Origin of the sequence: Micromonospora haikouensis (genome assembly GCF_900091595.1) — a bacterium.
GTDB lineage: Bacteria > Actinomycetota > Actinomycetes > Mycobacteriales > Micromonosporaceae > Micromonospora > Micromonospora haikouensis.
Genome location: NZ_FMCW01000008.1, coordinates 100,420 through 125,093 on the forward strand (window position 1 = coordinate 100,420; position 24,674 = coordinate 125,093).

A 24,674-nucleotide genomic window follows, 5' to 3' on the forward strand; every position below is an offset into this window, starting at 1 on the left:
CCGGGGCTCCTCGGTGTCCGATGGTCAGCGGCGGCCGACGGTGAGCACAGGCTTGGTGACCTCGGCGAAGAAGTCGTTGCCCTTGTCGTCGACGACGATGAAGGCCGGGAAGTCCTCCACCTCGATCTTCCAGACCGCCTCCATGCCCAGCTCCGCGTATTCGAGCACCTCGACGTGCCGGATGCAGTCCTGGGCGAGGCGGGCGGCGGGGCCGCCGATGGAGCCGAGGTAGAAGCCGCCGTGCTGCTGGCAGGAGCGGGTCACCTGGGCGGACCGGTTGCCCTTGGCGAGCATCACCATCGAGCCGCCGGCCGCCTGGAACTTCTCCACGTACGCGTCCATCCGGCCGGCGGTGGTCGGGCCGAACGAGCCGGAGGCGTACCCCTCGGGGGTCTTGGCGGGGCCGGCGTAGTAGACGGCGTGGTCGCGCAGGTACTGCGGCATCGGCTCGCCCGCGTCGAGCCGCTCGGCGATCTTGGCGTGCGCGATGTCCCGGGCGACGACGAGCGGGCCGGTCAGCGACAGCCGGGTCTTCACCGGGTACTTCGACAGCTCGGCGCGGATCTCGGCCATCGGCCGGTTGAGGTCGACGCGCACCACCTGCTCGGCGTCGAGGGTCTCGTCGGTGACGTCGGGCAGGTAGCGCGCCGGGTCGGTTTCGAGGCGCTCCAGCCACACGCCCGACGGGGTGATCTTGGCGACGGCCTGCCGGTCGGCGGAGCAGGACACGGCGATCGCCACCGGGCACGACGCGCCGTGCCGGGGCAGCCGGACGACCCGCACGTCGTGGCAGAAGTAGCGCCCGCCGAACTGCGCCCCGATGCCGAAGTTGCGGGTCAGCTCCAGCACCTCCGCCTCCAGCTCCAGGTCGCGGAAGCCGTGCGCGGTCATCGAGCCCTGCGTCGGCAGGGCGTCCAGGTACTTCGCGGAGGCGTACTTGGCGGTCTTGAGGGCGTATTCGGCGCTGGTGCCGCCGATGACGATCGCCAGGTGGTACGGCGGGCAGGCGGCGGTGCCGATGAGCCGCAGCTTCTCCTCCAGGAACTGCATCATCCGCGTCGGGTTCAGCAGCGCCTTGGTCTCCTGGTAGAGGTACGACTTGTTGGCCGACCCGCCGCCCTTGGCCATGAACAGGAACTTGTACGCGTCGGGGTGCCCGTCCGGGTCCTCGGCGTAGAGCTCCACCTGCGCCGGCAGGTTGCTGCCCGTGTTGCGCTCCTCCCACATCGTCAGCGGGGCGAGCTGCGAGTAGCGCAGGTTGAGCTTCGTGTACGCCTGGTAGACGCCCCGGGAGATCGCCTCGGCGTCGCCGCCGTCGGTGAGCACGTGCCGGCCGCGCTTGCCCATCACGATGGCGGTGCCGGTGTCCTGGCACATCGGCAGCACCCCGCCGGCCGCGATGTTCGCGTTGCGCAGCAGGTCCAGCGCGACGAACCGGTCGTTCGGCGAGGCCGCCGGGTCGTCGATGATCGCCCGGAGCTGGGCCAAGTGGGCGGGGCGCAGGAAGTGGGCGATGTCGTGCATCGCCTCGGCGGTCAGCGCGGTCAGCGCGGCCGGCTCCACCGTGAGGAACCGGCGCCCGCCCGGACCGTTGACGACGTCGACACCCTCGTCGGTGACCAGGCGATACTCGGTCTGGTCGGCACCGGTCGGCAGCAAGGGAGCGTAGGAGAACGCGGCGGCACTGCTCATGAGCGGAAAGCCTAGGGCAGACCGGTCGATCGCTCGCACCCGACGGGGGCCTGAAGGGACCTCGCTCTCAGCACCCCGGCCGGACCGCGCTCAACGGCCCGGCTCCACGCCGCTCAGCACAGCTCGCGCTTCGGGCCGCAGCGGTCCTCGTCGGCCGGCCCGTCGCCGCCCGGCGCGTCGCCGCCGGGGTCGCCGCCGCTGCTGCCGGGGCCGGGCACCCCGGCGTCGCCGCCGGGCGCGGTCCCGCTGCCGCCCGCGCCGAAGCGGACGTACCCGATCTCGCGGCCCTCGCCGATGACCATGCCCGCCGGGCCCACGGCCAGGGCGTTGGCCGAGGTCCGCAGCACCAACAGCTCCTTTCCGGTACGCGGGTCCAGCGCGATCAGCCGGTTCGGCTTCTCCTGCGTGAGCACCGCCGCGTACGGGGTGAGCGTCGCGCCGTTCTTCTCGCCGGTGGGCCGGGTCCACCGGGTGCGGTCCGCGCCCAGCTCCCGGGCGACGATGGAGCGCTTGTCGGCGGTACGCAGCAGCGCGTACCGGTCGTCGACGGCGATCAGCTTCTGCCCCTCGTCGTTGACCTGGAGCAGCCGCCCGTCGTACCCGTCGATGACCGCCTCGCGGCCGTCCGGGGCCACGCCGATGAGCACGTTCCGCGCGCCCTGCGGGTCCTCCCGCTGCACGCAGCCGGCGCTGTCCGCGGTGCGCAGGTTGATCCCGGTGCGCCGCCACACCTGCTTGCCCGTGGTCGGGTCGTGCGCGGTGAGGGTGAACGCGCACGCGCCGTCCCGGCCGACCGCGCTGATCCGCAGCATCCGGCCGCCGACCACGGCGAGCCGCTCGTCGCGGCCGGGCTCGACGTTCTGGAGCACCCGGCCGGTGGCGGTGTCCACCACGTGCACCCGGCCGTCGACGGGGAAGCCGAGCAGCGGCGGGACCGGCTCCGGCCCGGCCGCCCCGGCGTCGATCCGGTTGGCGGTGAGCCGGCGGGTGCCGAGCAGGTCGGGGTTGTCGGCGAAGAGGCCGGTGCTGACGCCGGGCAGGAACGCCGTCCACAGCGGCGCGGTGCCGCGCGGGTCCCAGGCGCTGAGCGTGCAGTCGGTCGCCTCGACGCAGTGGGCGTCGAGCAGCAGGTTCCGGTACGTCCACACGGCCACCGCGTCGCCGTCGCGGCGGCGGGTCGCGCCGGTGGTGGGGTCGAGCACCTCGTACCCCTTGACCAGGAGCTTGCCCACGGCGACGACGGGGTCGCGGTCCCCGCCGGCCACGGCGGCCCAGTCGGCCTTGCGGTCCCACAGCTGCGCGCCGGTGGCGAGGCTGCGCGCCTCGACCCGGGTGCGTTGCTCGACGATCACGGTGTCGCCGGCGATGGTGACGCTCTTCGGGGTGCCGCCGACGCGCTGCTGCCAGATGACGTCGGGCTCGGAGATGGGCTCGCTGCGGTCGACCCAGTCCCACACGCCCGGCCAGGGGTTCCACACCCCGGCCACGGCGAGGACGACCACCGTGACGAGGCCGAGCAGGAACCAGCCACGCATCCTGAGGCCGCCCACCTTCGCCACACCGGACACGGTAACGACGATCACCGCCGCCCCGAGTGCCGGTGCGGCCGTGTCGCGGCGCTTTCTCGGTGACCGGCGTGTTAAAAGGGGGCCCTTCCTCGACAAAAGGCGTTAGGAGGGGGCCCTTCCTTCTCCCCGGGCGGCGGAGCGGACCAGGGGGAGCGTCCGGTACGGGATCTGCTGGGCGAGCGCGATGATCGTCGACGCCCGCCGGATCCCCTCGTACGCCACGATCTGGTCGATGACCCGCTGGAGGTCGGCGTTGGAGCGGGCGACGATCCGGCAGAGCAGGTCGCTGGAGCCGGTGATGGTGTGCGCCTCCAGCACCTCGGGGATCGCCGCGAGGTGGGCGGTCACCGGGTCGTGCCCGAGCCGCTGGCTGATCTCCAGGGTGACGAAGCTGGTCACCGCGAAGCCGATCGCGGCCGGGGAGATGTCCGGCCCGAAACCGCCGATCACCCCCCGGTCGACGAGCTTGTCGAGGCGGGCCTGGACGGTGCCCCGGGCCACCCCGAGCCGCCGGGAGCACTCCAGCACCCCGATCCGGGGCTCCTCGGCGAAGAGTTCGATCAGTCGCGCGTCCAGCTCGTCGAGCTGGACATCCTGCACAGCGGTCACGGGTGACGACCATACCGAATGCGCAACCTGACCAGGGCTATCCGCGACTGTTGCCCAACCAAATCCGTTCCGGAGATGCTTCCTGGACAACCAGCCCACGGCGGCCCACGAGGCCGGCCGGTACGCGAGGGAGGCCACCGTGACCCAGGCGATCGACCGACCCAAGCCCACCGAGGAGATCGACGTCGACCGGCTCGTCGGCGCCGTCGACCACGACATCAGCCGCGACCCGTTCCCGGTGAAGGCGCTCGACCACGTCCACTTCATGGTCGGCAACGCCAAGCAGGCGGCGCACTACTACTCGACGGCGTTCGGCATGACCTGCGTGGCGTACCGGGGGCCGGAGCAGGGCTTCCGCGACCACGCCGAGTACGTGCTGACCAGCGGTTCGGCCCGGTTCGTGCTGACCGGCGCGGTGCGCCCCGACGCCCCCGGCGCGGAGCACGTGACGAAGCACAGCGACGGCGTGGTGGACATCGCGCTGGAGGTGCCCGATGTCGACGCCGCGTACGCCCACGCCGTCGCCCAGGGCGCGACCGGCCTGGTCGAGCCGCACGACGTGGGCGACTCCCACGGCACCGTGCGGATGGCGGCCATCGCCGCGTACGGCGACACCCGGCACACCCTGGTCGACCGGTCCCGCTACACCGGGCCGTTCCTGCCCGGCTTCGTGGCCCGGGGCCCGATCGTGGACCGGCAGCCGATGATCGACGCCGGCCTCCAGCCGAAGCGCTTCTTCCAGGCCGTCGACCACGTGGTCGGCAACGTGGAGCTGGGCCGGATGGACGAGTGGGTCGACTTCTACAAGCGGGTGATGGGCTTCTCCAACATGGCGGAGTTCGTCGGCGACGACATCGCCACCGACTACTCGGCCCTGATGAGCAAGGTCGTCGCCAACGGCACCCGCAAGGTCAAGTTCCCGCTCAACGAGCCGGCCGTGGCCCGCAAGAAGTCGCAGATCGACGAGTACCTGGAGTTCTACCAGGGCCCGGGGGCCCAGCACATCGCCGTGGCCACCAACGACATCCTGGCCAGCGTCGACGCGATGCGCGCGGCCGGCGTCGAGTTCCTGGACACCCCGGACTCGTACTACGACGACCCGGAGCTGCGCGCCCGGATCGGCCGGGTGCGGGTGCCGATCGAGGAGCTGAAGGCCCGCAAGATCCTGGTCGACCGGGACGAGGACGGCTACCTGCTGCAGATCTTCACCAAGCCGGTGCAGGACCGCCCGACCGTGTTCTTCGAGCTGATCGAGCGGCACGGCTCGCTCGGCTTCGGCAAGGGCAACTTCAAGGCCCTGTTCGAGGCCATCGAGCGGGAGCAGGAGAAGCGGGGAAACCTGTAGCCACCTGCGACACTGTCGAGCGTGACCCAGCCTCCGACGTACCCGACGCCGCCGGCCGGCGGGCAGCCGCCCGCCGGTGGCGGCGCGCCGCCCGCCGCCCCGGTTCCGCCGGGGTACGCCGTCCCGGCGCAGCCCGGCCCCACCGGCTACGCCCCGCCCGGGGGTTGGGCCCCGCCGGGGGCGTGGACCCCGCCGGGCGGTTACGCCCCACCACCGGCCGGGTGGGCCCCGCCGCGCCCCGGGCACCCGCCGGTGCCGGTCGGCCCCGGCGGGCAGCCGCTGGCCAGCTTCGGCGACCGCCTGCTGGCCTTCCTGATCGACAGCGCCGTCGCCGGCCTGGTCGGCCTGACGCTGTTCCTGCCGGCAATGATGTACGTCTGGTTCACCGTGTTCGACCAGTTCACCCGGACCGAGCCGGTCGACAGGCTCCTGGGATACCACCCCAAGTCGTTCCTGACCGACCTCATGCTGCCGCTGCTCCTGGCCGAGCTGGGGCTGGTCGTGCTGATGCTCGGGCTCTACTGGCTCTACCACGTCGAATACCTGCTCCGGTCCGGGCAGACGCTGGGCAAGAAGGTGATGAAGCTCCAGGTCGTCCCGCTCGACCCGACCCGGACGCTCGACCGCGGCATGGCCGGGCGGCGCTACCTCGTGCAGTTCGTCGCCGCCACGGTGGTGCCCGGGTTCAACTACCTCGACGGGTTCTGGCAGCTCGGGGACAAGCCCTGGCAGCAGTGCCTCCACGACAAGTTCGCCGCGACGGTCGTCGTTAAGGTTGCTCCGTGAGCGTGCAACCAGGCTGGTACGTCGACCCCGCCGATCCCGACACCAGGAGGTACTGGGACGGTGAGGGCTGGATCGGCGCGCCGATCCCCGTCGACGCCACCCCGCCGGAGGGGCCGCCCCCGGTCGAGCCCTCGCCGCCGGCCAGCCCCGCCCCCGGCCAGGGCGGTCCGGTCGCGCCGACGACCACCGGCGGCGTCCCCGCTCCGGCCGGTGGGCCCGGCACGCCGCCCGCCCCGGGCCCGTTCCCCGGCTGGCCGGGGACCGGCCAGCCCCCGTTCCCCGGGCAGCCCGGCCAGCCGCCGCACCCCGGCCAGCAGCCGGGACCCGTCGGCGGCCCGCCGTACGGCCCGCCCGGCGGGATCCCCGGCCAGCCGGGCCCACCCGGGCAGGGGTACCCGCCCGGGTGGGCGTACCCGGGGTGGCCGGGGCGTCCGCCCGTGCCCCGCCCGCACGGGCTGCCGCTGGCCTCCTTCGGTGCCCGGTTCGTCGCCCGACTGATCGACTTCGGCGCGGTGTTCCTGCTCAACGCCGTCGTCAACGGCTGGTTCGTCTACCGGTACGTCGAGGAGGTCACCCCCTACTTCCGGGAGGTGCTGCGCCGGAGCATGGCCGGCGACACGTCCACCGACGGGCTGCCGCAGCCCGGCGAGCAGGCCGGCGGGCTCCAGGTCGCCATCCTGCTGATCGCCACCGCCCTCTGGTTCGCGTACGAGGTGCCGGCGATGGCCGGCAACGGGCAGACCCTCGGCAAGCGGCTGCTCGGCGTACGGGCCGTGCCGGTCGAGGCCGACCAGCCGCTCGGCTTCGGGCGGGCGCTGCGCCGGTGGAGCACGCTGGGCCTGCCCACCCTGCTGTGGTACTGCTGCGGCTTCGGCCTGCTGCTCCAGCTCGTCGACGCCGTGTCGCCGCTGTTCGACCACCCGCTGCGGCAGGCGCTGCACGACAAGCGCGCGCAGACCGTGGTGGTCCGGCTGCCGCCGCGCACCCCCGCCGCCGGCGGCGGCGCCCCGTCGGGCGGTCCCGCCGAGCCGGCCGACGACCCCACCACCCCCGCCACCCCTTCGGGAGACAAGCCATGACCGACACCGGACGTCACGAGCCACCGCTGCGGCTGACCCGCGCCGACCTCGACGCGCTGCCCAACTACGTGCCGGGCCGCAGCCCCGCCGACCTGGCCCGCGAGCTGGGCCTGCCGGAGGCGATCAAGCTGGCCAGCAACGAGGTGCCGTACGGGCCGCTGCCCGGCGTGGTGGAGGCGGTCGCCGAGGCGGTCGCCGGCTCGCACCGGTACCCGGACATGGGCGTGGTGGCGCTGCGCCAGGCGCTCGCCGAGCGGCACGGGGTGCACCCCGACCGGATCGCCACCGGCTGCGGGTCGGTGGCGCTGGCCGAGCACCTGGTGCGGGCCACCTGCCTGCCCGGCGACGAGCTGCTCTACTCGTGGCGGTCGTTCGAGGCGTACCCGATCATCGCGGCCACCAGCGGCGCGACCAGCGTGCGGGTGCCCAACGACGCCGGGCACGGGCACGACCTTCAGGCGATGGCCGCGGCGGTGACCGACCGGACCAGGATGGTGCTGGTCTGCAACCCCAACAACCCGACCGGCACCGCCGTGCGCAAGGCGGAGCTGGACCGGTTCCTCGACGCCGTCGGCGAGGACGTGCTGGTGGTCATCGACGAGGCGTACCGGGAGTTCGTCACCGACGCCGAGGTGCCGGACGGCCTGACCTACCTCGACCGGCCGAACGTGGTGGTGCTGCGCACCCTGTCGAAGGCGTGGGGGCTGGCGGGCCTGCGGATCGGCTTCCTCGTCGCCGCGCCCGAGGTGGCCGCCGCCGTGCGCAAGGTGGTCACCCCGTTCTCCACCAGCATGGCCGCCCAGGCCGGCGCGCTCGCCGCCCTCGCGCAGGCCGACGAGGTGCAGCGGCGCTGCGCGCTGGTCGTCGCCGAGCGGGACCGGGTCACGGAGGCGCTGCGCAAGTTCGTCCCGGACGTGCCGGCCAGCCAGGCCAACTTCGTGTGGCTGCCGCTGGGCGACCGGGCGGTCGGGTTCGGCAAGGCGTGCGAGGCGCGCGGCGTGATCGTCCGGCCGTTCCCGGGCGACGGGGTGCGGGTCACCATCGGCACCCCGGCCGAGAACGACGCGTTCCTCGCCGCTGCGGAGTCCGCCCTGGCCTGAGCCGCCCCGACCCGAACCGAGCCGCCCGATCAGGGTGGCGGCGAGGATCTCATGCCCCCCGGGGGCGGCGTCGGCGGGCGAGGGTCAGGGCCAGGCCCAGGAGCACGCTGGCCGCGCCGACGGCCAGCGGCCACGCCGCCCCCCACGCTCCGCCGGTGACCGGCAGCCGGCCCGGCCGCGAGGGGGCTGGCTGCCCTGACGGGGCCGGCCCGCCCGTGGGGGTGCCCGTCGGCGGCGGCACGGTGGGCTGCGTCGGGCCCGGGAGCACCTGGAAGCCGACCACGGTGCCGGCGGACGGTCCGGGGGGCGGTTGCGGCGGGGCCGCGGCGACGGGCACGGCCCGGGGCAGCGCTTCGGGCGCGCCGTCCGCCGACTGGCCGGCACCGGCGAGGGCGGCCACCAGCAGGGCAGCCAAGGCGCCGCCCAGGACTCGCGGTGCGGCTGCGGAGCCGATATGGCCGGGCATGGGGGGAAGGTAACCCTTCCGACGTCGGCAGCGATGAGGGTTCGCGGGATCCCACCCGCCCGTAGTCCGGCTATGGACGACCAACTCCAGGCTTTTGTCCCGTTTTAAACCCTTAAGACACTCTTGTCGCTAACGTCCATCCTGGCTCGTGGGCCCTCGACCACGACGGTCCGCACCAACCGAGCAAGGGATGAGAGAGCATGCGTACTCGCACGATCCTGGCCGCGACCGCCGCGGCCGCCACCGCCGCCCTGGTCGCCTCGCCGGCGCTGGCCGCGCCGACCGACACCACCACTGTCACCTTCGACGTCCTCGCCGGAACCCTCGACATCGACGCGCCCGCCACGGCCAACCTCGGCTCCGGCGCGCCGGGCACCACGATCACCGGGCAGCTCGGCACCGTGACCGTGTCCGACACCCGGGCCACGGGCGCCGACGCCTCGTGGACGGCGTCGGTGACCTCGACCGACTTCACCACCGGCACCGCCACCGCCACCGAGACCGTCCCCGCCACCGCCGTCGACTACTGGTCGGGCCCGGCGACGGCCACCAGCGGCACCGGCACCTTCACCGAGGGGCAGACCGCCTCCGGCAACGCCGTGCCGCTGGACAACACCACACCGGTCACCGCGTTCACCCACACCGGCGGCACCGGCATCAACTCGGCCTCCTGGAACCCGACCCTCGAGGTCAACGTGCCGTCGGCCAACCAGTCCGGCACCTACACCGGGACGGTGACACATTCGGTCGCCTGAGCCGCTGATCCGCCTCGCGGCCTGGTCGGCCGCGGTGCTGCTCTGCGCCGCCGGTCCGGGCGTCCCTGCCCGGGCCGGCGCGCCGGCCGCGGAGCCCGACAGTCGCGCGATCGGGATCCAACTGCTGGAGGCACCCGTCGCCCGGCACGACGACCCCCGGGCGTTGCGCTACATCGTCGACCATCTGCCCCCCGGCAGCACGATCAAGCGGAAGATCAGCGTCGTCAACCACTCCGCCGAGCGCCGCCGCCTCGACCTGTACGCGGCCGGCGCTGACGTCGCCGACGGCAAGTTCCGGTTCGCCGAGGGCCGCACGGCCAACGAGCTGAGCGGCTGGATCACCCTCGACGAAGGCTCGGTCACCCTCGACCCGCAGGAGAGCGCCCGGTTCACCGCGACCGTGCGGGTGCCCCGGGAGGCGTCGGCCGGCGAGCGCTACGGGGTCGTCTGGGCGTCCACAGTTCCCGCCCGGGACACCTCGGCCAACGTCAACATCGTCCACCGGGTCGGTGTCCGGGTCTACCTCGACGTGGGGCCGGGCGGCGAGCCGCCGTCCGACTTCACCATCGGCGACGTCGTGCCGGCCCGGGACGGCGGGGGCCGGCCCTCCGTCGACGTCGCGGTCCACAACACCGGCGGGCGCGCCCTGGACATGGGTGGCAGTGCCACGCTCTCCGACGGCCCGGGCGGGGTCCGGGCCGGCCCGTTCGACGTCGTCCAGGGCACGACGCTGGCCGCGGGCGAGGCCGGCAGCGTGCGGGTGCTCTTCCCCGCCGAGCTGGCCGACGGCCCGTGGCGGATCGCCCTGGACCTGGAGAGCGGCAAGGTCAGACGCAGCGCCAGCGGCACGATCACCTTTCCCGAGCCCGGCCAGGCCGGCACGCGGACCCCCCTGTTCGACCGCCTCGCCCGGAGTTGGTGGCTCCGCGGCGGGTCCCTCGCCGTCGCGGCGGCGGCGATTGCCGGAGTCGCCCTGCTGGTCCGCCGGCTCCGTCGGCGGCGGCGGGCGGTCGTCGGACCGGCCGTTCACCGGGGCCGTCAGGTGGCGGCGAGCAGCACCGGCTCGGACATCAGGAAGTAGCGCTGGTCGTCGGCGTCCGGGGCGACCGGCTCGCGCAGCCGCTCCACCGCCACGTAGCCGCCGCCCGCGTACGCCAGGCCGGCGGCCCAGCCGATGCCGTCGCGGCCCACCTCCAGCCGGAAGCGGGAGCGCTGCGCGCCGGTCCTCGGGTCGAGGGTGACCAGGTCCCGGGTCTCGGTGAGCAGGTGCACCCGGCCGGGCTGGACGGCCAGGATCCGGGCCGGGCCGAGGTCGGCGCGCCGCCACAGTTCCTCGCCGGTGCGGGCCGACCGCGCGGTCACCACCCCGCCGGCCGTGCCGACGGCGCGCTCGCCGTCCAGCTCCGTCCCGGCCGCGTCCAGGCCCGGGGCGGTGACCGGGTCGGCGGTGCCGACCAGCCAGCCGCGGCCCGCCCCGTCGGCGAAGCCCTCGGCGTGCAGGCCCCGGCACCGGGAGCGGGGGCTCACGCAGCCGACCGGGGTGACGGTGAGGTCAGCGGTGGCCCCGGTCGGCGTCAGGCGCACCGTCGGCGTGCCGGTGGCCACGTCGCGGAACTCGACGGCCACCGGGGCGGCACACCGGTCGACGGCGACGAGCTGCCCCGCCGACGTGGTGGCCACGTCGTCGCGGCATCCGCCGTCCACGTCGACCGACCAGAGCCGCCGGCCGTCGGCGAGCGCGAAGCCGGCGACCCGCTCCGGGCCGGCGACCACCAGCACGGGCCGGCCGTCGGCGGCGCGGGCGAGGAACAGCCCCGGCGGGGCCCACACGGTGCCGGCCCCGGTGCGGCGGGCGGTCCAGCCGTCGGCGGGCTCCGGGCCGTCGGACTGCCAGGCCACCCGTCCGGTACGCGCGTCCAGCGCCACCAGCTTCCCGTCCGACCAGCGGCTGACGACCGTGGTCGCGTCCGCCACCACCCCGCTGACCTCCGCCGGCCAGCGCCGGTACGACCAGTACGGGGTGACCCGGTTGCGGGAGTCGGCGGGCTGGTCGGCGTACACCTGGCGGGTGGCGGCGTAGACACGGAGCCGGCCGTCCACGATCAGCGGGGCCGCCGGCAGCCGGCCCACCACGCCGATCGTCGGGGTGGCCGTGGCCGGGTAGGCGGCGCTGGCGGGGGTCTCCACCTCGGCCGGCGCGAGCACCCGGTGGACGACGAAGGCGACCGCCGCGACGCCGACCAGCGCCGCGAGTGTCATCGCGACGCCCCGCCGTCCCTTCGCCACAGTCATGCCGCACCTCCGCCCGGCACCCTACCGAGGCCGGTCCGCTCCGGTGCCGGCCGGCACCCGGCCCGGCGCACCGGCCCGGCGCGCTTTCAGGCCGCCTCGGCCGGGGTCGGTGGGTGGGCGGCGCGGGAGAGGTCGGCGAGGTCGCGGCGGAAGGTGCCCTCGACCGCGCGGGCGGCCAGGCCGCCGAAGAGCAGGGCCAGCACCCGACCGTACGGTGCCGTGGCGACCGCCTCCTGCGCGACGGTGACGGCGGTGCAGGCCCGGCGGCGGCGCTGGACGGTGCGCAGGACCCAGGTGGTGCGGTAGGACACGCCGATGCCCGGCGAGGCGAGCACCAGCCGCCGGGGCGGAACGCACTCCACCACGACGAACTCCTCGGCCTGGGTGCCCCCGTCCGGCCGGGTGCGGGTCTCCCGCCAGGCCGTGCCGGGGGCGAGCGGGCCGGGGGTGAGCAGCTCGACCCCGCCGACCGTGCGGAGCCAGTCGGCGCGGACCGGCAGGTCGACGAGGAGCCGCCAGAGGTCGACGGCGGGCGCCTCGATGAACTCGGTGACCGTGACCGTCGACATGACACCTCCCGTGTCGTCCACGGTACGGCCGGTGAGCGCGCGGTGGGGCCCCAGCGGCGGAACTTCCGCCGCTGGTGGCCGATCCGGGGGTGACGGGCACCCGGGGTCAGGGTCAGGCCAGGAAACGCCCGACCCGGATCGCGTCGACGAACGCGGTCCAGCCCGGCGGGCTGACGGTCAGCGCCGGGCCCGCCGGGTCCTTGGAGTCGCGTACGGCGACGACTCCGGCGCTGCTGACCAGGTTGTCCGCCACCTCGACGCACAGCCCCTGGTCGTTCGAGCGGCTGCTGGTGCGCCAGACGGCACCCGAAAGATCGATCATGTTCATTGCCTCCACTCCGTTGGGACGTCCCACGACGGCCGGGCGGCACCACCCGGAGCCGCCGGCCGGGTTCCGCCACGCGGGGAACCCGGCTCGATCAACGAGCGGGGTCAGGCACCGGTCGCACCTGATGTGCGACCGCGGTTCCCCGGCTGTCACCGGGTGGAGTCCGCCGGTCCGGACGGCCCGGACGAAGGGCGCGGCGGGGCCGGCGGGCGGAACGGACGGCGGGGCGCTGACGGGGTCAGCGGGCGGGGCGGATCGTGCCGGTCACCTCGCCGAGGGCGATCGTGGTGCCGTCGGGGCCCGGCGCGGTGGCGGTGACGGTGACCGTGTCGCCGTCGGCCAGAAAGGTGCGCTCCGCCCCGCCGACCGTGACCGGCTCCGCGCCGCCCCAGGTCAGCTCCAGGAACGAGCCGACCTGATCCCGCCGGGGGCCGGAGACGGTGCCGGAGGCGTACAGGTCGCCGGTGCGCAGGGACGCGCCGTTGACGGTGAGGTGCGCCAACTGCTGGGCGGGCGTCCAGTACATGGTGGCGAACGGCGGCTCGCTGACCCGCTCGCCGTTCCACTCCACGACCAGCCGCAGGTCCAGCCCCACGTGCGGCACGTCCCGCAGGTACTCCGCGACCGGCGGGTCCTGCTCGGGGGCGGGCACGAACGCGTCGGCGAGCGCGTCCAGCGGGGTCACCCAGGCCGACACGGAGGTGGCGAAGGACTTGCCGAGGAACGGGCCGAGCGGCTGGTACTCCCAGGCCTGGATGTCCCGCGCCGACCAGTCGTTGACCAGCACCACCCCGAAGACGTGGTCGGCGAAGTCGGCCACTCCGACCGGCTCGCCGAGCACGCTGGGCACGCCGACGACGAAGCCCACCTCGGCCTCGATGTCGAGGCGCACGGACGGCCCGCAGACCGGCCCGTCCGGGGTGGCCCGCTGCCCGGTGGGGCGCACGACCGGCGTGCCGGACACCACCACCGTGCCGGCCCGGCCGTGGTAGCCGATCGGCAGGTGCTTCCAGTTGGGCAGCAGCGGCGGCTGGCCGGGGCGGAAGATCTGCCCGACGTTGCCCGCGTGGTGCTCGGAGGAGTAGAAGTCGACATAGTCGGCCACCTCGAACGGCAGCAGCAGCTCGGCCTCGGCCAGCGGCACCAGCAGCGGCTCGACGGCCGGCCGGTGGGCGGGGTCGGTGAGCAGCTCGGTCACCCGCTGCCGGACGGCGGTCCACTGCGGCCGCCCCAGCGCCAGGAACGCGTTGAGCGTGGACCGGCCCAGCGCGCCGGCGGCCAGCACCAGCCCGGCCGCCTCGGCCGCGCCCAGGTCGAGCACGAACTCCCCGATCCGTACGCCGACGCGGGGGTCGCCCCCGCCGGAGCGGAACACCCCGTACGGCAGGTTGCGCACCCCGTACGCCGAGCCCTCGGCACCCGTCACCCAGGTCATGCCCCGTGTCCCCCGTCACCGTCGTGTCCTGCGTTCACGTCGTCTCCCCCGCTCCCGTCGTGTCCTGCGTCGACCAGGCCCAGCCGGATCAGGTCGGTCAGTGGTTCGGTGATGCTGCACGAGCCGTACCCCACCCACAGCGGCCGGTCGGCGGCGCGGGCGGCCCGGGCCCGCTCGACGAGCGGCACCGGGTCGGTGGTGGCGAGCACGGCGGCCACCTCGTCCACCTCGGCCCCGTCGGCGGCGGCGAGGGTCGCGGCGAGCACGTTGCCGAAGCCGTGGTGGGTGAAGCCGGTCTCCGGGTCGCGGTGCCGCACGGCGTGGTGCAGCCCGGCGGTCAGCTTGAACGGCAGCGCCCGGTCCCGGCAGGCGCAGATCACGGCGGCCAGCTCGACCGGGGTGGGGAACAACTCGGCGGCCAGCCCGCCGGTGCGGAACTTCGCCGCGACCGGCACCCCGTCGGCGCGGGCGGCGGCGACCGCGTCGAGCGCCCCCATCAGCCCGAACGTCAGCGGCAGCTCGGCGTGGACGTCGACCCCGCCGGACCGCCCGGCCAGGCCCAGCAGCGCGGTCAGGCCGGGCAGGGGGTCCTCGCCGCGCTTGGCGACGGCCACCTCGACCTGGCGGGCGGTGACGCCGGCCGGCAGGGCGGCCAGCGCGGCGGGCAGCCCGTCGATCCCGGTGTCGCCGATCAGCCCGACCACGAGGCTCGACCCGACCCCGGGGCCGTTCGCGGCGCTGTCGCCGGCGGACGCGGCGGGGCCGGCCGGGCCATCCGGCGCGTCGACCAGTTCTCGGGCCAGCTCGCCGGAGACGACCGCCGAGGCGGGCACGAGCAGCGGGCCGACCAGGTCGGCGTACCAGGAGGCACGGTGCCGACGGTGCGCGGCGAGCGCGTCGGGCAGCGCCGCACTGCCGGGCGGGAAGACGGCGGCGTCGTCGACGAGGCCGGCGAGGAGGTGTGGCACGTGCGTTGACACGGAACAAGAACTTACGGGACGCTACAAGGAACGGACAACAGCGTCCGACTATCGGACGCGAGCGGCCGGTGAACGGGACGATGGCCGGTGAACGCGCCCATGCTCGGGTGAACGCGACGAATCGGGAGGCGACATGCCGTACTACCGCAGCGTCGGCGAGGTGCCCCGCAAGCGGCACACCCAGTTCCGCCAGCCCGACGGCACCCTCTACGCCGAGGAGCTGATGGGCCAGGAGGGCTTCTCCGCCGACTCGTCCCTGCTCTACCACCGGCACGCCCCCACCGCGATCGTCGCCGCCGAGGCGTACGACCCGCCGGCCGTCACCCGCGTGCCCAACCTGCCGCTCAAGCCCCGCCACCTGCGCACCCACCAGCTCGACCACACCGGGGCCGACCCGATCCTCGGCCGGCGCTACCTCCTCGCCAACGACGACGTGCGCATCGCGTACGTGTCGGCCGACCGGCCGTCCCCGCTGTTCCGTGACGCCACCGGCGACCACTGCCTCTACCTGGAGTCCGGGGCGCTGCGGGTCGAGTCACCGTTCGGCGCGCTCGACGCGGTGGCCGGCGACTACGTGATCATCCCGACGTCGACCATCCACCGACTCGTCCCCACCGGCGACGAGCCGGCCCGGCTGCTGGCCATCGAGGCCGCCGGGCACGTCGGCCCGCCCAAGCGCTACCTGTCGGTGCGCGGCCAGTTCCTGGAGCACTCGCCCTACTGCGAGCGCGACGTCCGGGGGCCGGACGCCCCGCTGCTCGTCGACGGCTCCGACGTCGAGGTCCTGGTCCGGCACCGGCGCGGTTGGACGAGGTACGTCTACGCGCACCACCCGTTCGACGTCGTCGGCTGGGACGGCCACCTCTACCCGTGGGCGTTCTCCATCCACGACTTCGAGCCGATCACCGGCCGCATCCACCAGCCGCCGCCCGTGCACCAGACGTTCCAGGGCCCCAACTTCGTGATCTGCTCGTTCGTGCCCCGCAAGGTCGACTACCACCCCGACGCCATCCCGGTGCCCTACCACCACCACAACGTCGACTCCGACGAGATGCTGTTCTACACCGGCGGCAACTACGAGGCCCGGCGCGGCTCCGGCATCGGGCAGGGCTCCATCTCCCTGCACCCGTCCGGCTTCACCCACGGCCCCCAGCCCGGCGCGGCCGAGCGCTCGATCGGCGTCGACTTCTTCGACGAGCTGGCCGTCATGGTCGACACGTTCCGCCCCCTCGACCTGTGCGCCGCGGCGGACGAGTGCGAGGACCCCGCGTACGCCTGGACCTGGGCCCGGCCCGGCACCACTCCGGCCGGCTGAGCCCCGGACCATCAGGACATGGACACCGTCGCGCAGCTGACCATCGTCCGCCACGGGCAGAGCACCGCGAACGTGGCCTTCGCCGACGCGCAGGCCTGCGGGCTGGCCGACCACGGCCTCACCGGGCGCGACGCCGACATCGAGCTGTCACCGCTCGGCTGGCAGCAGGCCACCCACCTCGGCCGTTGGCTCGCCACCCGACCCGCAGACCAGATCCCCGAGGCGGTCGTCTGTTCCCCCTACCGGAGAGCCCGGCAGACGTGGGCGCAGGCCGCCGACACCGCCGCCACGCTCGGCAGCCCCCATCCCCAGGCGTGCATCGACGACCGGCTGGGTGACCGGCTCATGGGGGACCTGGAGCTGCTGACCCCCCTCATGATCGCCCGGAGGTTCCCCGCCGAAGCGGCCCGGCTCGCCGCCGACGGCCTCTACGCCTACCGGCCGCCGGGCGGTGAGACGTTCGACGACGTCGCCGCACGCATCGGCGCCGTCCTCACCGACCTGAACAGCCGGCATGCCGGGCAGCGGATCCTGGTCGTGGCTCACGACGCCGTGGTCGTCGCCGTACGGCACCTCCTCGACCGACTGTCGTTCACCGACCTCGACGCGATCCTCACCGTCACCCCGGTCGCCAACACCTCGCTCACCCGCTATGTCCACGCCGACGGCCGCCTCGCCCTGGTCGAGTTCGCCGCCACCCCCCACCTGACCGGATGAGCGGAGCCAGGATGCCGGGCTCCCCGGCGAACCCCACCCCGCACCCGACGCGACAGGACGACTCAGCGCACCGTCCGGGAGAACACCGCCAACTCCGCCACCGCCGCCACCGCGATCGCCGCCACGAGCGGCCACGGCGTCCCCACCGCCGCGTAGACCAGCAACAGCACCGGCCCGGCGGCCACCGCGTACACCGCCAGGGCCAGCGACCGGTCCGAGCGCAGCAGCCCGGGCAGCACCGTACGGGTCAGCCCCGGCACCCGCGCCGCGAGCAGCCAGCCCAGCACCGCCCCGCTCACCGCCACCAGCACCGCGAGGAACCTCGACGGGCCGGACGACGACGTCCCGGCCGCCGCGACCGCCACCAGCACGGCACCCACGAGGGTCCAGCCCGCCCCGTACAGCACGAGCCGGCGCAGGTCGTCGACGACGCCCCGGGGCCTGTCGGGCGCGACCGGGGCCGCCTGGACGGCCGGCACGCTCTCCGCCAGCTCCGCGAGCGCCGCCGCGTACCAGCGTCGTTCCAGCCGGACGATTCCCGGCTCGTCGCCGGCCCGGTCCAGCTCCGGGTCGAGCCGCAGCGCCTCCCGGTACGCCCGCTCGGCCAGGTCGTACAGCCGCAGCCGGGCGGCGACGAGGGCGAGCACCAGGTGCGCCTGGGACTCCTCCGGGGCCAGCTCGACGCCCCGCCAGGCGGCGTTGAGGGCCGGCTGCCCGTTGCGGGAGCCGGACAGGATCGCGGCGGCGCTGCGCTGGGCGTACGCGTCGTCTGCGGCGGCGAGCAACCGGCCCGCGGTGCCGGCCGCCTCGGCGTACTCGCCCTGCTCGACCAGGGCCAGCCCGCGGGCGACGAGCGGGGCGACGGCGTCCGGGGCGAGGGCCAGGGCCGCCTCGGCGGCGGCGCGCGCCTCGGCGGGGCGGCCGGCGGCCAGGTGCACCCGGGCGAGGGTGGTCAGCGCGTCGGCGTTCGCCGGCTCCAGGGCGAGGGCGAGGCCGACCTCCCCGGCGGCCTCGTCGTACCGGCCGAGGTCGGCCAGGAGTTGGGCGCGCTGGAGGTACCCCTCGGCGGTGGCGTCGCTCGACATCGGGCGACCCTACGCGGGCGGGACCGGGTGGACCAGGGCCACCGCGATGCCGGCGAGCCCTTCGCCGCGCCCGGTGAAGCCGAGCCCGTCGGTGGTGGCAGCGGAGACGGTCACCGGCGCGCCGACCGCCTCGGAAAGCACCGCCTCGGCCTCGGCGCGACGCGGGCCGATCTTCGGCCGGTTGCCGACGACCTGCACGGAGACGTTGCCGATCTCGAAGCCGGCCGCCCGGACCCGGCGGGCGGTCTCGGTGAGCAGCGCCACCCCGGGCGCCCCCGCCCATTCGGGCTCGGCCACGCCGAAGTTGGCGCCGAGGTCGCCGAGGCCGGCGGCGGAGAGCAGCGCGTTGCAGGCGGCGTGCGCGACCACGTCGGCGTCGGAGTGCCCGGCCAGGCCGTCCTGGTCGGGCCAGAGCAGGCCGGCCAGCCAGCAGGGTCGGCCCGCCTCGAAGGCGTGCACGTCGGTGCCGATGGCCACCCGAGGAACGATCATGAACCGAGGGTACGCGTCACGCGCCGCCGGCCAGCAGGTGCTCGGCCAGCGCGAGGTCGAACGGGCGGGTGACCTTGAGGGCGTGCTCGGAGCCGGGGACGCAGACCACCGGCACGCCCTGCTTCTCGACGAGGCCCGCGTCGTCGGTGAGCGGGTCGCCGGCCGCCTCGTGGGCGGCGGTCAGCACCGCCCGGCGGAAGCCCTGCGGGGTCTGCACGGCGCGCAGGGCGGACCGGTCGACCGTGCCGAGGACCACCTCGCCCGGGCCGACCTCCTTGATCGTGTCGACGACCGGGAGGACGGGGATCACCGCGTCGTGCCCGGAGCGGACCGCCGCGGCGACGGACTCGACCAGCTCGGGCGGGGTGAGCGCGCGGGCCGCGTCGTGCACCAGGATGATCTCCGGGCCGGCGGGGACGGCGGCCAGCGCGGCGGCCACGGACGCCTGGCGTTCCGCCCCGCCGGGGACGACCGTCACCGGGGCGACCGGGGTCAACAGGTCGCGGACCGCCTCGACCTCGGCCGCCGGGGCGGCCACCACGATCGTGTGCACGGACGCGGCGGCGGCGATCCGGCGCACGGCGTGCACGAGCAGCGGCTCACCGGCAAGGGGACGCAGGGCCTTGGGCGCGCCCGGGCCCAGGCGTACGCCGGCACCGGCCGCAGGCACGAGGACCGCGACGTCACCGCGCGGATTGAGCTGCGCGGTCACGTCGCGGTCCTCGGATTCTGCTGCTGCGGGGTGGTCGATGATCAGGTGCGGATCAGGCCTCGGTCAGCACCTTGTCGAGCAGCGTCTCCGCCTCGTCCTTGGTGCTCTTCTCGGCCAGCGCGACCTCGCCGACGAGAATGTCCCGCGCCTTGGCGAGCATGCGCTTCTCGCCCGCCGACAGGCCCCGCTCCCGCTCCCGGCGCCACAGGTCGCGCACGACCTCGGCCACCTTCAGCGGGTTGCCGGAGGCCAGCTTCTCCAGATTCGCCTTGTAACGCCGCGACCAGTTGGTCGGCTCCTCGGTGTGCGGAGCCCGGAGGACGTCGAAGACCTTGCCCAGGCCCTCTTCGCCGACCACTTCGCGCACGCCCACGATCTCGGCGTTCTCAGCGGGCACCCGGACCGTCAGGTCACCCTGCGCGACCCTGAGGACGAGGTATTCCCTGGGCTCGCCCTTGATGACCCGAGTCTCGATTGCCTCGATGAGTGCGGCCCCGTGGTGGGGGTAAACAACGGTCTCGCCGACACTGAAAACCATAGGTTCGAAACCCCTTTCGCTGTGTCTAGGGTAACACGCTCAGGCACCGATGTCCCACCGCTGTCCTGACCGTTGGCGCAGCTCAGGGGCCCTGTGAGAGGTATTTCTTCAGCTTGACAGGAGGCCAAACCGATGGTCTGAACACGCTCCGTGATTGGCGGATGACACCCCGACGTGGGTGATCGGAGCGTGGATTTCTCGGGCTATGCGCTGTTCCCATGGTATCCCGGTCGCGCCAGCCGCGCCCAGGTGTAGCGGGAGGAGCTAGCGGTGCGGGACCCTGGAGGCACAACACTGTCCGCGCGCCGAGACGGTTGCAGGGGGTCCGATGGGCATGCCCGACGCAGAGGGCCAGGGCTCCGCCGACGGCCTCCCCGGCCTGCCACCGGAGTGGGGCCGCATCGTCGTGCCGGACGACCCGTCCGCGCTCGCGGAGGAGGCGGCACGGGTCCGCCGCGAGCTGCGCCGCCAGGCCAACCAGACCCGCTGGCGTCGCCGCCTCGGCCTGCTCCCCCGCCCCGACGGCCGGCCACCGCTGCGGCTGCCGCTGCTCGTCCTGCTGGTCACGCTGCTGATCACCCTCGCCGGCCTGTTCGCCGTCACCTGGCCCCGGTCGCCCCGGGGCGGCGACCGCCCCACCGTCGTGCCGTACCCGACGGCGACCGACCTGAGCGGCCGGGCGCTGCCGGCGCTGGACCTGGTCGACGCCGGGAACTCGGCCGTCTCGCTGCGCGGCCTCACGCCCGCCGTGATCATCCTGGTGGACGCCTGCCCCTGCCCCGAGCGGGTCGCCGAGGCCGCGGCGCTCGCCCCGCCCGGCGTGACCGTGGTCACCGTGGAGGGTGGCCGCACGGTCCACGCCACCCCGGCGTCGGCCACCGCGACCGTACGTCCGCTCGCCGACCCGGCCGGCGGCCTGCGCACCTTCCTGCGGCTGCCGGCGCAGCCCGGGGCGGCCACCGCCCTGCTGGTCGACCGCGCCGGCGTGCTGGTCCGGGTGGTTGCGGAGCTGCGCTCCGCCGAGGACTACCGCGCCGACCTGGCCCGCCTCGGCACCTGAGCCGCCCTGCGTTGCGGCTCAGAAGACGAGCGCCGCCAGCCGGGCGTCGACCACGACCGGGGCGTCGCCGGACGCGGCGAGGACGAAGCGGAGCTTCCTCCCGCCGTCGAGCAGCACGGTGGCGGACGAGCCGTCGCACGCCACCCGGTGGCTCTCCCGCTGGCCGAAGGGGAAGGCCACCAGCACCAGCTCTCCCAGGCCGGTGCACCGGGCCTGGAGCAGGTGGGGCCGGGACCCGGCGGCGGGAACGGCACGCTGCTGCGGCGGCAGGCCGGGGCGCAGGGTCAGCCGGGCCTGCCACAGGGTGCCGAACCCACCGAGGTCGCCGCCCCGGTCGTAGGAAACGGACCCGCTGGCATCGTCGGCCAGCACCCGCCCGGTGGGTCCGTCGAGGACGACGGCCCGGCGCGGGGACCTGAAGACCACCCGACCGTTCGCCGGATCGACGACGAAGAACTGGGGACTGTCACCGGGGGCGACCCGAACCGTTTCCCGGCCCGTTGGCACGGAGTCCACAGCGTCTACAGAATCCACGGCGCCCACGGCGTCCATGTCGGACGAACGGTCCGGCCCACCCGTCGGGTCGATCCGGGGAGCCGCGCCCCGCCACCACGCGCCGCCGGCGACCACGAGGAGCACGGCCAACCCGGCCAGCACCCCGCCCCGCAGCCGATCAACCCAGACATCCCCCGCCCCACCCACACCGCTGAGCCTAACCCGCCCCACCCTCCGCTCGGCTCGGTGATCAAGAGCTTTGCGTCATCGTCGAGATCAACTTTGACACTTTTCTCTTGATCACCGGGGCGAACCTGGGGGCGGGGAGGGTGGGTCAGGGGGTGTGGTCCAGGAGGGCGGCGTAGAGGGTCAGGCCGGGGCCGAAGGCGAGCATCAGGATCCGCTCGGCCGGGCGTTGCGCGCGGAGCAGCCGGTCCAGGATCAGCAGCACCGTCGCCGAGGAGCAGTTGCCGTGGGCGTCCAGGGTGGCGCGGGCCGCGTCCAGCGCCTGCGGCGGCAGCGCCAGCTCGCGTTCCACCACGTCCAGGATGCGCGGGCCGCCCGGGTGCACCGCCCAGCCGCCCACCTCCGACAGCGTCGCGCCGTGCCGGTCCAGCAGGTCGTCGACCAGGCCCCGGACGTGGCGGGAGAGCACCTGCGGGACCTTCGGGGACAGCCCCATCCGGAAGCCGGTGTCGGTGACGTCCCAGGTCATGTGGTCCGCCGTGGACGTGTCGGTGATGGCGGTCACCTCGCGCAGCGCGTACCCCCGGCCGCCGGGGACGACCACGGCGGCGACGGCGGCGTCCGAGAAGAGGGCGTGGGAGACGATCTGCTGGGTGTCCAGCCGGGCCGTCGCGGGCTGGATGTGCAGGCTGGTCAGCTCCGCGCAGAGCAGCAGCGCCGGCCGCTGCCGGGCGGTGACGAAGTCACCGGCCGCGCCGAGCCCCGGCAGGGCCGCGTAGCAGCCCATGTGGCCGACGACCATCCGCTGGGTGTGCGGGGCCATGCCCAGGTCCCGGGCGAGGAGGATGTCCAGGCCGGGCGTGGCGTACCCGGTGCACGAGCAGACGATGAACATGCCGACGTCCCCGGCGTCCAGGCCGGCGGCGGTGAGCGCCCGGCCGACCGCCTCCTTGCCCAGCGGCAGCGCCTCGACCTGGTAGCGGCGCATCCGGCGCTCCGTCGGCCAGTCCGAGACGTCCTCCAGCAGCGGGTTGACCGCCGCCTGCCGCCGCGTCACGCCGGAGTTGGCGAAGATCCGCTGCGCGAGCGCCCGGGTGGCGTCGGGGAAGTGGCCGGCGAAGAAGCCCGACCAGAGTTCGTCCTGCGTGGCCCCCGGCGGCTGCGCCGTGCCCAGACCCGCGATCACCGGTACGGCCACGTTCCCCACCTCTCGTTCGCGTACCCCACGTCGTCACCAACGAGAGGCGGAGCTGTCGCGGTCCGGCCTCACCTGTACCCCTGCGCGGGCCCGGCTATCCGCGCCGGACGCCGCGCCCCTGGTAGAGCACCGCCGTCGACCAGGTCGACCTGATCCGGGGCTCCCGCCCGCCCGACGGCGACAGGCCGCCGCCCACCTGCGGCTGGCGGCCGGCCCGCAGCCGGCGGACCAGCCAGCGCAGGGTGCCGCCCAGCTCCGGCCGGACGCCCCGGACCCGCAGCTCGACGCCGTGCCGGGCGCACTCGGCGATCAACTCCCGGTCGTCCACGAACAACCGTGGATCGTGGATGCCCCGGGGCACCGTCGGCAGCCGCTCACCGATCTCCACCGCGACCAGCCGGCTCAGCGCGGTGTCGTTGAGCGTGTCCAGCACCAGCAGGCCGCCCGGCCGCAGCAGCCGGCCCGCCTCCGCCACGGCGGCCCGCCAGTCCGGCACGTGTTCCAGCAGCTCACCTGCGGCCACCACGTCGGCGCAGCCGTCGGCCAGCGGAACGGCGGTGGCGTCGCCGTTGACCGGGGCCACCCCGTGCGCGGCGGCCTGGGTCAGGGCGGAGCGGGTGAGGTCGACGCCGACGTGCCGGTAGCCCTTGCCCGCCAGGTGCGGGGCGAGCAGGCCGGCGCCGCAGCCCAGGTCGACCAGGAGGGCGTCGGGCCGGGTGGCCGGCGGCACCAGGGCCGCCCGGGCGCGGGCGAGCCAGTGCAGCATGGCGAACGCCCCGTCGGGACGCCACCACTCGTCGGCCAGGTCGTCGTACTGCCGGGGATCGTTCGGCGGCAGCACGCGCGGCCGGTCGGACACGGAGGACGATCCGTCACGCATGGCACCGAGCGTGGCACGACCGGACGGTAACGACCAGACTTCCCATATGGCGACGACGGTGTTAGGGCTGCTCAGGGCAAGTCACCCGGAGCCGGCCGCGGCGGTGACCGTGGTGGCGGGGCTGCTCGCCGTGGGGGTGGGGCACCACGCGTCCGGGGTCGCCGCGGTGGCGCTCACGGTGCTCGCCAGCCAGTTCGCCGTCGGCTGGTCCAACGACCACCTGGACGCCGACCGGGACGCGGCGGTGGGGCGTACCGACAAGCCGGTCGCCGCCGGCGCGGTGAGCCGGCGCGCGGTGGGGCTGGCGACGCGGGCCGCGACCCTGGCCACGGTGCTGCTCGCGGCGGCGACGACCAACCGCACGGCGGCGGTCTGGGCGACAGTGGCCCTGGTCTCCGCCCTGGCCTACAACTGGCCGCTGAAGTCGACGCCGTTCTCCGTGCTGCCCTACGCGGTGTCGTTCGGCGCGCTGCCCGCCTTCGTGGTGCTCGCGCTGCCCGGCGCCCCCGGCCCGCCGGCCTGGCTGGTGGCCGCCGCCGCCCTGCTGGGGGCCGGCGCGCACTTCGCCAACGTGCTGCCCGACCTGGCCGACGACGCCCGGACCGGGGTGCGGGGGCTGCCGCACCGGCTCGGCGCGAACGGCAGCCGGGTGGCCGCCGCCGCGCTGCTGCTCGCCGCGACCGTCACCCTGGTCGCCGGGCCGCCCGGGCCGCCGTCGTGGTTCGGGCTGTCGGCGGTCGCGACCGCCGCGCTGGTCCCGCCCCTGACCTGGTACGCCGGCCGCAACGCCCGCCGCTCCGGCGACCGGGGGGTGGCCGCGTTCCGGGCGGTGCTGCTGGTGGCCCTGATCGACGTGGTGCTGCTGGTCACCGGCGGGCGGGTGCGCTGAGCGCCCCGGGAAGGTGGTGGTGCCGGGTCGGCGTGCGGCTCTCGATCAGCCCCAACTACCCTGAAGCCGGTCTGCGCGGGTATGGCCACCGTGCCCGGCGACG

Annotated in this window: 26 protein-coding genes; 10 read left to right on the forward strand and 16 right to left on the reverse strand. The window is 74.9% G+C overall.

Going from position 1 to position 24,674, the window contains the following annotated elements; translation table 11 throughout:
* Positions 1-24: 24 nt before the first annotated feature.
* The 3 genes from GA0070558_RS10130 to GA0070558_RS10140 form a co-directional block, all read right to left on the reverse strand.
* The gene (locus GA0070558_RS10130; protein ID WP_043965088.1) at positions 25-1,692 is read right to left on the reverse strand and encodes a fumarate hydratase; all 1,668 of its coding nucleotides are present in this window, start codon (positions 1,690-1,692) and stop codon (positions 25-27) included.
* Positions 1,693-1,805: 113 nt separating this feature from the next.
* A complete protein-coding gene (locus tag GA0070558_RS10135; protein WP_091278154.1) occupies positions 1,806-3,227 on the reverse strand; it encodes a PQQ-binding-like beta-propeller repeat protein in 1,422 nt (473 codons plus the stop codon).
* Between the two features lie 135 nt (positions 3,228-3,362).
* Complete coding sequence (locus GA0070558_RS10140; protein ID WP_043965086.1) at positions 3,363-3,869, reverse strand: Lrp/AsnC family transcriptional regulator; 507 nt, start codon at positions 3,867-3,869, stop codon at positions 3,363-3,365.
* Between the two features lie 139 nt (positions 3,870-4,008).
* On the opposite strand from GA0070558_RS10140, the gene hppD reads away from it, so the two are divergent.
* The 4 genes from hppD to hisC are packed head-to-tail and all read left to right on the forward strand — an operon-like array spanning position 4,009 to position 8,179.
* Complete coding sequence (gene hppD, locus GA0070558_RS10145) at positions 4,009-5,214, forward strand: 4-hydroxyphenylpyruvate dioxygenase (RefSeq protein WP_091277964.1); 1,206 nt, start codon at positions 4,009-4,011, stop codon at positions 5,212-5,214.
* 21 nt (positions 5,215-5,235) lie between these two features.
* Positions 5,236-6,000 carry an RDD family protein gene (locus GA0070558_RS10150; protein ID WP_091277966.1) on the forward strand — a complete coding sequence of 255 codons (765 nt, stop codon included), beginning with the start codon at positions 5,236-5,238 and terminating at the stop codon, positions 5,998-6,000.
* Positions 5,997-7,079, forward strand: coding sequence for an RDD family protein (locus GA0070558_RS10155; RefSeq protein WP_256091857.1), 1,083 nt, complete (start codon positions 5,997-5,999; stop codon positions 7,077-7,079). The genes GA0070558_RS10150 and GA0070558_RS10155 overlap by 4 nt, the downstream gene beginning before the upstream one ends.
* A complete protein-coding gene (gene hisC, locus GA0070558_RS10160; RefSeq protein WP_091277968.1) occupies positions 7,076-8,179 on the forward strand; it encodes a histidinol-phosphate transaminase in 1,104 nt (367 codons plus the stop codon). The genes GA0070558_RS10155 and hisC overlap by 4 nt, the downstream gene beginning before the upstream one ends.
* 49 nt (positions 8,180-8,228) lie before the next feature.
* On the opposite strand, the gene GA0070558_RS10165 is transcribed toward hisC, so the two are convergent.
* Positions 8,229-8,645 (reverse strand): hypothetical protein, encoded by a 417-nt coding sequence (locus GA0070558_RS10165; RefSeq protein ID WP_141722190.1) that lies wholly within the window; start codon positions 8,643-8,645, stop codon positions 8,229-8,231.
* A 200-nt stretch (positions 8,646-8,845) separates the two neighbouring features.
* Here GA0070558_RS10165 and GA0070558_RS33330 point away from each other — a divergent pair, with 200 nt between their 5' ends.
* Together GA0070558_RS33330 and GA0070558_RS10175 are read left to right on the forward strand one after the other, a co-directional pair.
* Positions 8,846-9,400 (forward strand): hypothetical protein, encoded by a 555-nt coding sequence (locus tag GA0070558_RS33330; protein ID WP_077938061.1) that lies wholly within the window; start codon positions 8,846-8,848, stop codon positions 9,398-9,400.
* 34 nt (positions 9,401-9,434) lie between these two features.
* Complete coding sequence (locus GA0070558_RS10175; protein ID WP_141722191.1) at positions 9,435-10,481, forward strand: COG1470 family protein; 1,047 nt, start codon at positions 9,435-9,437, stop codon at positions 10,479-10,481.
* On the opposite strand, the gene GA0070558_RS10180 is transcribed toward GA0070558_RS10175, so the two are convergent.
* The 5 genes from GA0070558_RS10180 to GA0070558_RS10200 all read right to left on the reverse strand — a co-directional run bounded on the left by GA0070558_RS10180 (position 10,439) and on the right by GA0070558_RS10200 (position 15,004).
* Complete coding sequence (locus GA0070558_RS10180; protein ID WP_091277971.1) at positions 10,439-11,692, reverse strand: outer membrane protein assembly factor BamB family protein; 1,254 nt, start codon at positions 11,690-11,692, stop codon at positions 10,439-10,441. The two genes, GA0070558_RS10175 and GA0070558_RS10180, sit on opposite strands and share 43 nt — an antisense overlap.
* 86 nt (positions 11,693-11,778) lie before the next feature.
* Positions 11,779-12,261 carry an SRPBCC family protein gene (locus GA0070558_RS10185; RefSeq protein ID WP_091277973.1) on the reverse strand — a complete coding sequence of 161 codons (483 nt, stop codon included), beginning with the start codon at positions 12,259-12,261 and terminating at the stop codon, positions 11,779-11,781.
* Between the two features lie 112 nt (positions 12,262-12,373).
* Entirely contained in the window at positions 12,374-12,583 is a 210-nt protein-coding gene (locus GA0070558_RS10190) for a DUF397 domain-containing protein (RefSeq protein WP_091278157.1), read from the reverse strand.
* Between the two features lie 244 nt (positions 12,584-12,827).
* Entirely contained in the window at positions 12,828-14,024 is a 1,197-nt protein-coding gene (gene fahA / locus GA0070558_RS10195) for a fumarylacetoacetase (RefSeq protein WP_091277975.1), read from the reverse strand.
* Entirely contained in the window at positions 14,021-15,004 is a 984-nt protein-coding gene (locus GA0070558_RS10200; RefSeq protein ID WP_091277976.1) for a hypothetical protein, read from the reverse strand. Before GA0070558_RS10200 ends, fahA begins: the two co-directional genes overlap by 4 nt.
* Positions 15,005-15,137: 133 nt before the next feature.
* Between GA0070558_RS10200 and GA0070558_RS10205 the strand changes: the two genes are divergently transcribed.
* Complete coding sequence (locus GA0070558_RS10205; RefSeq protein ID WP_091277979.1) at positions 15,138-16,319, forward strand: homogentisate 1,2-dioxygenase; 1,182 nt, start codon at positions 15,138-15,140, stop codon at positions 16,317-16,319.
* Between the two features lie 18 nt (positions 16,320-16,337).
* Entirely contained in the window at positions 16,338-17,036 is a 699-nt protein-coding gene (locus GA0070558_RS10210) for a histidine phosphatase family protein (protein ID WP_091277981.1), read from the forward strand.
* Positions 17,037-17,098: 62 nt separating this feature from the next.
* Here the strand turns inward: GA0070558_RS10210 and GA0070558_RS10215 are convergent, their stop codons facing one another.
* From GA0070558_RS10215 to GA0070558_RS10230, 4 genes are read right to left on the reverse strand one after another with little or no spacing between them, the layout of a single operon-like run.
* Positions 17,099-18,121 carry a tetratricopeptide repeat protein gene (locus GA0070558_RS10215; RefSeq protein ID WP_077938052.1) on the reverse strand — a complete coding sequence of 341 codons (1,023 nt, stop codon included), beginning with the start codon at positions 18,119-18,121 and terminating at the stop codon, positions 17,099-17,101.
* Between the two features lie 9 nt (positions 18,122-18,130).
* Positions 18,131-18,613: a 2-C-methyl-D-erythritol 2,4-cyclodiphosphate synthase gene (ispF, locus tag GA0070558_RS10220; protein ID WP_043965064.1), complete on the reverse strand. Its 483-nt coding sequence runs from the start codon at positions 18,611-18,613 to the stop codon at positions 18,131-18,133.
* 16 nt (positions 18,614-18,629) lie between these two features.
* On the reverse strand, positions 18,630-19,325 hold the full coding sequence (gene ispD, locus GA0070558_RS10225) for a 2-C-methyl-D-erythritol 4-phosphate cytidylyltransferase (RefSeq protein ID WP_091277983.1): 696 nt from the start codon (positions 19,323-19,325) through the stop codon (positions 18,630-18,632).
* Between the two features lie 52 nt (positions 19,326-19,377).
* Entirely contained in the window at positions 19,378-19,863 is a 486-nt protein-coding gene (locus GA0070558_RS10230) for a CarD family transcriptional regulator (protein ID WP_013288937.1), read from the reverse strand.
* Between the two features lie 328 nt (positions 19,864-20,191).
* Between GA0070558_RS10230 and GA0070558_RS10235 the strand changes: the two genes are divergently transcribed.
* On the forward strand, positions 20,192-20,923 hold the full coding sequence (locus GA0070558_RS10235; RefSeq protein WP_077938051.1) for a hypothetical protein: 732 nt from the start codon (positions 20,192-20,194) through the stop codon (positions 20,921-20,923).
* Between the two features lie 18 nt (positions 20,924-20,941).
* On the opposite strand, the gene GA0070558_RS10240 is transcribed toward GA0070558_RS10235, so the two are convergent.
* From GA0070558_RS10240 to GA0070558_RS10250, 3 genes are all read right to left on the reverse strand, one after another.
* The gene (locus tag GA0070558_RS10240) at positions 20,942-21,625 is read right to left on the reverse strand and encodes a hypothetical protein (protein ID WP_141722192.1); all 684 of its coding nucleotides are present in this window, start codon (positions 21,623-21,625) and stop codon (positions 20,942-20,944) included.
* Between the two features lie 127 nt (positions 21,626-21,752).
* Complete coding sequence (locus GA0070558_RS10245) at positions 21,753-22,802, reverse strand: type III polyketide synthase (RefSeq protein WP_091277987.1); 1,050 nt, start codon at positions 22,800-22,802, stop codon at positions 21,753-21,755.
* Between the two features lie 94 nt (positions 22,803-22,896).
* The gene (locus GA0070558_RS10250) at positions 22,897-23,682 is read right to left on the reverse strand and encodes a methyltransferase domain-containing protein (RefSeq protein WP_091277989.1); all 786 of its coding nucleotides are present in this window, start codon (positions 23,680-23,682) and stop codon (positions 22,897-22,899) included.
* A gap of 46 nt (positions 23,683-23,728) precedes the next feature.
* Between GA0070558_RS10250 and GA0070558_RS10255 the strand changes: the two genes are divergently transcribed.
* Positions 23,729-24,571, forward strand: coding sequence for a UbiA family prenyltransferase (locus tag GA0070558_RS10255; RefSeq protein ID WP_091277991.1), 843 nt, complete (start codon positions 23,729-23,731; stop codon positions 24,569-24,571).
* Positions 24,572-24,674: the final 103 nt, after the last annotated feature.